General features: G+C 58.0%; 8 protein-coding genes. 5 read left to right on the plus strand and 3 right to left on the minus strand.

Going from position 1 to position 6,321, the window contains the following annotated elements; translation table 11 throughout:
* The first annotated feature begins 100 nt into the window (after positions 1-100).
* Both R3280_RS05745 and R3280_RS05750 read left to right on the plus strand, forming a co-directional pair.
* Positions 101-391 (plus strand): hypothetical protein, encoded by a 291-nt coding sequence (locus tag R3280_RS05745; RefSeq protein WP_318997625.1) that lies wholly within the window; start codon positions 101-103, stop codon positions 389-391.
* A 109-nt stretch (positions 392-500) separates the two neighbouring features.
* Positions 501-971 carry a hypothetical protein gene (locus R3280_RS05750; RefSeq protein ID WP_318997626.1) on the plus strand — a complete coding sequence of 157 codons (471 nt, stop codon included), beginning with the start codon at positions 501-503 and terminating at the stop codon, positions 969-971.
* 16 nt (positions 972-987) lie between these two features.
* On the opposite strand, the gene R3280_RS05755 is transcribed toward R3280_RS05750, so the two are convergent.
* The gene (locus R3280_RS05755; protein ID WP_318997627.1) at positions 988-1,875 is read right to left on the minus strand and encodes a universal stress protein; all 888 of its coding nucleotides are present in this window, start codon (positions 1,873-1,875) and stop codon (positions 988-990) included.
* Positions 1,876-1,888: 13 nt separating this feature from the next.
* A complete protein-coding gene (locus tag R3280_RS05760; RefSeq protein ID WP_318997628.1) occupies positions 1,889-3,376 on the minus strand; it encodes a SulP family inorganic anion transporter in 1,488 nt (495 codons plus the stop codon).
* A 333-nt stretch (positions 3,377-3,709) separates the two neighbouring features.
* Here R3280_RS05760 and R3280_RS05765 point away from each other — a divergent pair, with 333 nt between their 5' ends.
* Positions 3,710-4,045, plus strand: a complete 336-nt coding sequence (locus tag R3280_RS05765; RefSeq protein ID WP_318997629.1) for a TraR/DksA family transcriptional regulator — start codon at positions 3,710-3,712, stop codon at positions 4,043-4,045.
* Positions 4,046-4,129: 84 nt separating this feature from the next.
* Positions 4,130-4,816 (plus strand): transporter substrate-binding domain-containing protein, encoded by a 687-nt coding sequence (locus tag R3280_RS05770; RefSeq protein WP_318997630.1) that lies wholly within the window; start codon positions 4,130-4,132, stop codon positions 4,814-4,816.
* 75 nt (positions 4,817-4,891) lie between these two features.
* On the opposite strand, the gene R3280_RS05775 is transcribed toward R3280_RS05770, so the two are convergent.
* Positions 4,892-5,374 carry a hypothetical protein gene (locus R3280_RS05775; RefSeq protein WP_318997631.1) on the minus strand — a complete coding sequence of 161 codons (483 nt, stop codon included), beginning with the start codon at positions 5,372-5,374 and terminating at the stop codon, positions 4,892-4,894.
* A 135-nt stretch (positions 5,375-5,509) separates the two neighbouring features.
* Here R3280_RS05775 and R3280_RS05780 point away from each other — a divergent pair, with 135 nt between their 5' ends.
* On the plus strand, positions 5,510-5,944 hold the full coding sequence (locus R3280_RS05780) for an SRPBCC family protein (RefSeq protein ID WP_318997632.1): 435 nt from the start codon (positions 5,510-5,512) through the stop codon (positions 5,942-5,944).
* Positions 5,945-6,321: the final 377 nt, after the last annotated feature.

Raw genomic sequence — 6,321 nt, forward strand, 5'->3', positions numbered from 1 at the left:
CCCGATCAACGAGTTGATAGGACGTGACGCGGTCAGATGCGCTATTCTTGCGCCCGAAAACGGCCAGCCGCGGCCGGAAGACACCGACAGGAACAATCCCATGTTATTCAACCACGAGCCAGGCAGCCTGACCCGCCACATCCGGTTCTGGTGGCTCTTGCCGCTGATCGTCCTCATTGCGCTGTTTCTGGCGCCGCTGTTCGAGCGCAAGCAGAATGTCACGGTGCTGCTGGACGACTGCGTGAAAACCGAGTGCGAGCTTACCGGGGATCTGAGCGTCAATCTGTTCACCCGGGAGTTCGTGCTCACCCGGCCGGACGGCAGCCAGGTCACCTTCGCCCGGGACCGGGTCAGTTTCATGCATTGGGAGTCAGAGCCGGAAACCGAATAGGCCGCAGTTATTCTCGACGGCCTCGGCGGCAAGAATTGCAGTCAATTCTCCTTGAAGGTTTTGCGAATGATATCTATTATCATTTGAGCCAACAGACAGGGAGAGCCCCATGGAATTTTTGTGCCCCAATCATCGCCGCCAGTTTTCCGACCTGAGCTCGCAGGAACGCAGGGATCTCTGGCACTTCTGGATGGAAAACGCCTACACCAGCAGCGAGCAGGGGCAATGGAAGGATGTGATCTGCCTGTCGGGCAGCGCCTTCGACCTGGCGTGCCTGGATCTGGTTGATGGCCAGACCGGCATGCATACAGAACTGACACTTTCGGCCATCCTGGTCTCCCGGGTCCTTGGCAACCAGGGCGAGTCAGCGGGAGCCCAGCGGGTCATCGAGCGGGCACTGGAAAGTCTGCTGGACACCCTTAACACAGCGCCCTCCGGCGATCGTGCTGCGCTTGAGAGCTGTGTGGCTGTTCTGTTGGATGCTTCCCGTCAGACCGACTTCTTCGCGGATTACCTGAACTGGCCGTCGCTGCCGTTCACTGAGCGGCGTCGCGCGGCCGTGTACAGAACCCTGCACTGATCAGCCCAGCGCTCACTCAGCGCAGTATCACCAGGGGTTTTTTTGCCGTTTCCAGCATCTTGGTGGTGGTGCTGCCCACCAGGAACTGGCGGATGCGGGAGTGGCCATAGGCGCCCATGATCAGCACGTCGATGTCGTGCTCCTCCTGGTAGGCATGCAGCGCCTGCTCCACGTCGCCGTCGCGAATGGCCATGTGAATGTCCATGCCATGGCTATCCAGCGCCGCCTTGGCCCGCTCCAGTTGCGCCCGATGCTCATCGGTGTCCGACCCGATCATCACCAGATGAAGCGGCATGCCACTGAAGACCGGGGTGCCGGCCAGCAACTCAATGCTTCTGAAAGCCGTCGGGCTGCCATCAAACGCCAGCATCGCGCTGCGGGGTGGGGTGAAGTCGTCCGGCACCAGGAAGACCGGCCGGTGCACACTGCGGATCACGGTCTCCAGCTGGCTGCCAACATGCCGGCCCGCGGCGGCGCTGCTTTCGCCGTGGAGCCCCATGACAAACAGCCGGGATTCGGGCTCCAGATCCACCAGTGAGCCCGCCAGGTCGTCGTGGCGCTGGCGCTTGGCGGGTTTCTCGGCGCCGGCGGCCATAACCCGTTGTTCCGCCTCATCCAGCAGCAGGTGACCATGCTTGAGGGCAAGCTTGTTGCGCTCCTGGTCCAGGTTCACCAGCTCTTCCTGCAGGTGCTCGCGGCTGCCCAGGCCGATGTTACCACTCATATCGGTTCTGGCGGGGTATTTCTCCTCATCCAGCACGTGCAGAAGCATCAGCGGAGCTTCCATGCGGCGGCTGGCCCAGGCCGAGTAGTCACATACGGCCAGGGCTGCCTCGGAGCCGTCAATGCAGGCGACAACGTGCAGAGTCTGAAGGGCCTCTCTCTTGTGTTCTTCGATTGTCATAGCTTCAACTCCGTCAGTGGCCCATCAGCTGTTCTACGGCATCGGGTTTGTCATGTACGCCAAACCGGTCGACGATGGTGGCGCTGGCTTCGTTCAGGCCAATGACCTCTACGTCGGCACCCTCGCGGCGGAATTTGACCACGGCTTTGTCCAGGGCGGCCACGGCTGTGATGTCCCAGAAGTGGGCCCGGCTCAGGTCGATCACGACCCTGTCGGTAGCTTCCTTGAAGTCGAAGGAGGCGATGAATTTCTCGGACGAACTGAAGAACACCTGGCCCACCACATTGTAGGTCCGGGTGTCAGTGGCCTCGTCATACTCGCTGGTCACCAGCATGTAGTGGCCAACCTTGTTGGCAAAAAACAGCGCCGCCAGAAGCACGCCGGCCAGAACGCCGAAAGCCAGATTGTGGGTTGCCACCACTACGATCACGGTCACCACCATGACGATGTTGGTGGACAGCGGGTGTTCCCGAAGGTTCTTAACCGAAGCCCAGCTGAAAGTACCGATGGACACCATGATCATCACCGCCACCAGAGCGGCCATGGGAATCTGAACCAGCCAGGCGTCCAGCACCAAAACCATAATGAGCAGGAAGACGCCTGCCGTCAGTGTCGAAAGTCGGGTCCGGCCGCCGGACTTTATATTGATAATGGACTGGCCAATCATTGCACAGCCAGCCATTCCGCCCAGCAGGCCGGAGCCGATGTTGGCAATGCCCTGGCCCTTGCACTCCCGGTGGCGGTCACTGCTGGTGTCGGTGAGGTCATCCACGATGGTGGCGGTCATCATCGACTCCAGCAAACCCACCACGGCCAGAGCCACGGAGTAGGGCAGGATGATCATCAGGGTCTCAAGGTTCAGGGGCACGTCCGGCCACAGGAAAATCGGCAGGGTGTCGGGCAACTGGCCCATGTCACCGACGGTGCGGATGTCGATGTTGTAGATCATGGCAACGGCCGTCAGCGCCACGATACAGATCAGCGGGGAGGGCACCAGGCGCCCGATCACCGGAATCAGGGGGAACAGATAGATAATGCCCAGCCCGGCGGCGGTCATGGCATACACATGCCAGGTCACGCCGGTCAGCTCCGGCAGCTGGGCCATGAAAATGAGGATCGCCAGGGCGTTCACGAACCCTGTCACCACCGAGCGGGACACGAACCGCATCAGCGCCCCCAACTTGAGGTAACCCGCGACGATCTGCAGCACACCGGTCAGCAGCGTGGCGGCCAGCAGGTATTCCAGGCCATGCTCCTTTACCAGGGTCACCATCAGCAGCGCCATGGCGCCAGTGGCCGCCGAGATCATCCCGGGCCGGCCGCCCACGAACGCGATCACCACCGCAATACAGAAGGACGCGTAGAGGCCGACTTTCGGATCCACACCGGCGATGATGGAGAAGGCAATGGCCTCGGGAATCAGCGCCAGGGCCACCACGATGCCGGCGAGCAGGTCGCCGCGGATATTGGAAAACCAGTTGCTTCGTATACGACTGAGCATATTCAGTGAATCCGGTTGGAGTTAAAAACCATGATTTTCAGGGACCAGGACCTTGATCATCCGTGCAGCGGAGCAAGACAGTCCGGGTACCGGGTCAGGTAAAATCCGTAGAGGTGTAAACCTTGCTCAACAGATAACCGAGGGCGGGGTAGTGCTTGAACGCTAGGGCGGAAGGATCGTCACAGTCTGGTGTCAGTGTCTTGGTTAAAGTGAATGCATCACGCAAAAGAGGGCGCGGAGTATACCAGAGGTGATATTGAAAGTAAGTTTTCCGGGTGATTTTTAGACCTGTAAGTAGAGTACAAAGTGGCCCCGCAGGCAGGAGATCAACGAATGAGGCCGAGAGAACAAGAGAAATTTCGCCAACGGTTGCTTGAGCGACGTGACGATCTGCTTTCAACTCGGGAAGTGCGGGATGAAACCAGCGCAACGGTTCAACTGGACCAGCAAAGCGTCGGGCGTCTGTCACGCATGGACGCGTTGCAAAGCCAGGCTCTGGCCCAGGCGGGCAAGGAACGGGCGGAACACCAGTTACGGCTGATCGACGCGGCGCTGCTCCGGATAGAGCGGGAAGAGTATGGGGAATGCCTGGAATGTGGCGAGCCCATCAATCCGAAACGCCTGGAGATCGACCCAACCAATCTTTACTGCATCGACTGTGCGCGCTGACCGGATACTGCCATGAAGAGATGGAGGAGTAGCGCCCTGATTGTGCTCTGCTTACTGAGCACGGTGGCGTTGGCCCAGGATCGAGTGATCACTCTGGTGGGCGACGAGTGGTGCCCTTTCAATTGCCTGGCTGTTCCGAACACCCAGGGGACGCTCGTGGACAGCGCGAAATCTGCCCTGGCACAGGACGGCTACCAGATAAACTACCTTCAAATTCCCTGGAGCCGCGCGATCATCGGAGTGCGGGATGGCGTATACGATGCGATTGTTGGAGTAGGGCTGCGCGAAACACCGGACTTTCATTTTCCCTCACAACCTCTGGCATTTGCTCACCACAGTTTTTTCACGCTGCCTTCACAAACCTGGACATTTCGCGGACTCAAGTCTCTGGATGAAGTCCGCATTGGAGTGATTCAGGATTATTCCTACGGAAGCCTCTACGAAGATTACATCCGTGCCCATGAGGCGGATCCGGCGCGGGTGGCCGTTCTGAAAGGCAACAAGGTCCTGCCGCGGCTCGTCAAGATGCTGCAATTGGGGCGCATCGATGCTCTGGTCGCAGAAGAGCAGGTTCTCAATTACCACTTCCAATCAAGAGGTCTCGAGAATCCGCTGAGACATGCCGGGCTTGCGGCAAAGGAAGCGCTGTACGTGGCGTTTTCTCCCGCCTTGGCCGATAGCGCGGAACTGGCGGAAATCCTAGGCCGCAGGTTAAAAGCGATGCACCGGTTGAGTTTCACGGGAGGATCTGGCCCGGAAGGGGATTTTTAGCTCGTGCAGCGAGTGAACCTACTCGCCTGGTGGGGGAAGCCGTCTCCCGCAGTCGGATCGGAAATCGGCCGGAGTTCAGTTCTTATCTCTCTGCTTTTTGAGCCAGAGGATGATGGCGGCGGGCAGATGAGCTACGCCGAAAGAGGTTATGAAAACCCATGTCGCGGCGAGCCCCTGGGTGTCTGTGTAAACCTGGCTCATCGCCCAGCCAAAACCCGCGCCAACCAATAGAAGCATGATGCGTCCGACCCAAAGCTGGAGGGTACCCGGAACCTGGAAAGCCAAGCGGTAATGGACCCACCCGGTGACCCCAAGGGCCAGAATTACAGCTATGATCATCTTGCTTGGGCCTCCTACACCGACTTGTTGGATTCCACTGCGATGAACTCCTGAGAAACCTGAATTCATCAGCACTTTATCAATTTCGACTCTGTCACTCATCGTCCCGGATTGCACCACGAATTTGCTCACCGTGTGCGGGGCGGATGCCCATCCATTCCATGCGATCGCATTGGGGCAGGGTATCCAGGCGGAGTAGAAGCGGGATGGTTCAGACATTGGCGCTCGCCCGTAGCCAGAGGCGAAACAGCGCCGCACTTCGATCATCACGAAGGTATCAAAGCATCAAAAACCCATTCTGTTGAACCAGCGTAAGCGTATTGTTTGAGCCAGCGCGTCATTAAAGGGGGAGCTATGTTTCGCATTCACGTCGAGCGGGTGCTTGGAAAGGACATTGAAACGGTGTTCGAGGCCATCGCAGACCATGGTCGCTATGACCGCTTCCCGGGTGTTAGCAGGTCTGTGCTACTTGAAGAGGGAAAAGACGAGAAAAACGGCACCGGTGCGCTCCGGCTTATCGGCGCCGGCAGGCTCGAGCTGACGGAACGTATTACGCGGTTTGAAAGACCCAACCGGATGGACTATCGCATCGAGAAATCCAGCCCGTTCCCGGTGCAGCACACGAAGGGCGAAATTGTTCTGCAGCCCGAAGGTGAACAGACGCGTGTGGTCTGGATCTCTGAGGGGGCTGTGCAGGTACCACTGCTTGGAAGATTGATGGATCGGATGGCAGAGCGCAGCTTTTCGAAAGCCTTCAGTTCTCTGCTGAAGGCCATTGAGCGGCTTTAGGGCAGGAAAGCTGGACGTAACCTAAGATGAGCCAATACCTTTTTTAACATAATATACATTATGCGTAGTATAGGATCTTGCGCGAAGCCCTGATTGGCGGTTTTGTGGACGACAACACAATGTACTTAACAATCGCCACACAAAGTGCTTAACATCCACACAAACTGCTTAATCTGTCGTCCAGTCGGCCAAGCTGATGTTTTGGCGGGCTTTCTAGGATTATCCTTCATTGCTCTCTTTTCGGCATGGCGATCCAACTATTGCTGTGCTGACCTGCCCCCAGTCTTTAATCCAGCTGATTCCTAGTAATGTCCGTTACTTTTGAATCAGTTTTTCCAAGTCGGAGAGCGGAGGCAAACTCCAAGGGTGTCTGATAC

This window comes from Marinobacter sp. (genome assembly GCF_033722195.1).
Taxonomy (GTDB): domain Bacteria; phylum Pseudomonadota; class Gammaproteobacteria; order Pseudomonadales; family Oleiphilaceae; genus Marinobacter.

Bases quoted from the DNA above. Each gene is read 5' to 3' on its own strand.
- R3280_RS05765 (WP_318997629.1), top strand. From the start codon at position 3,710: ATGAGGCCGAGAGAACAAGAGAAATTTCGCCAACGGTTGCTTGAGCGA.
- R3280_RS05760 (WP_318997628.1), bottom strand. From the start codon at position 3,376: ATGCTCAGTCGTATACGAAGCAACTGGTTTTCCAATATCCGCGGCGAC.
- R3280_RS05780 (WP_318997632.1), top strand. From the start codon at position 5,510: ATGTTTCGCATTCACGTCGAGCGGGTGCTTGGAAAGGACATTGAAACG.
- R3280_RS05745 (WP_318997625.1), top strand. From the start codon at position 101: ATGTTATTCAACCACGAGCCAGGCAGCCTGACCCGCCACATCCGGTTC.
- R3280_RS05775 (WP_318997631.1), bottom strand. From the start codon at position 5,374: ATGTCTGAACCATCCCGCTTCTACTCCGCCTGGATACCCTGCCCCAAT.
- R3280_RS05755 (WP_318997627.1), bottom strand. From the start codon at position 1,875: ATGACAATCGAAGAACACAAGAGAGAGGCCCTTCAGACTCTGCACGTT.
- R3280_RS05750 (WP_318997626.1), top strand. From the start codon at position 501: ATGGAATTTTTGTGCCCCAATCATCGCCGCCAGTTTTCCGACCTGAGC.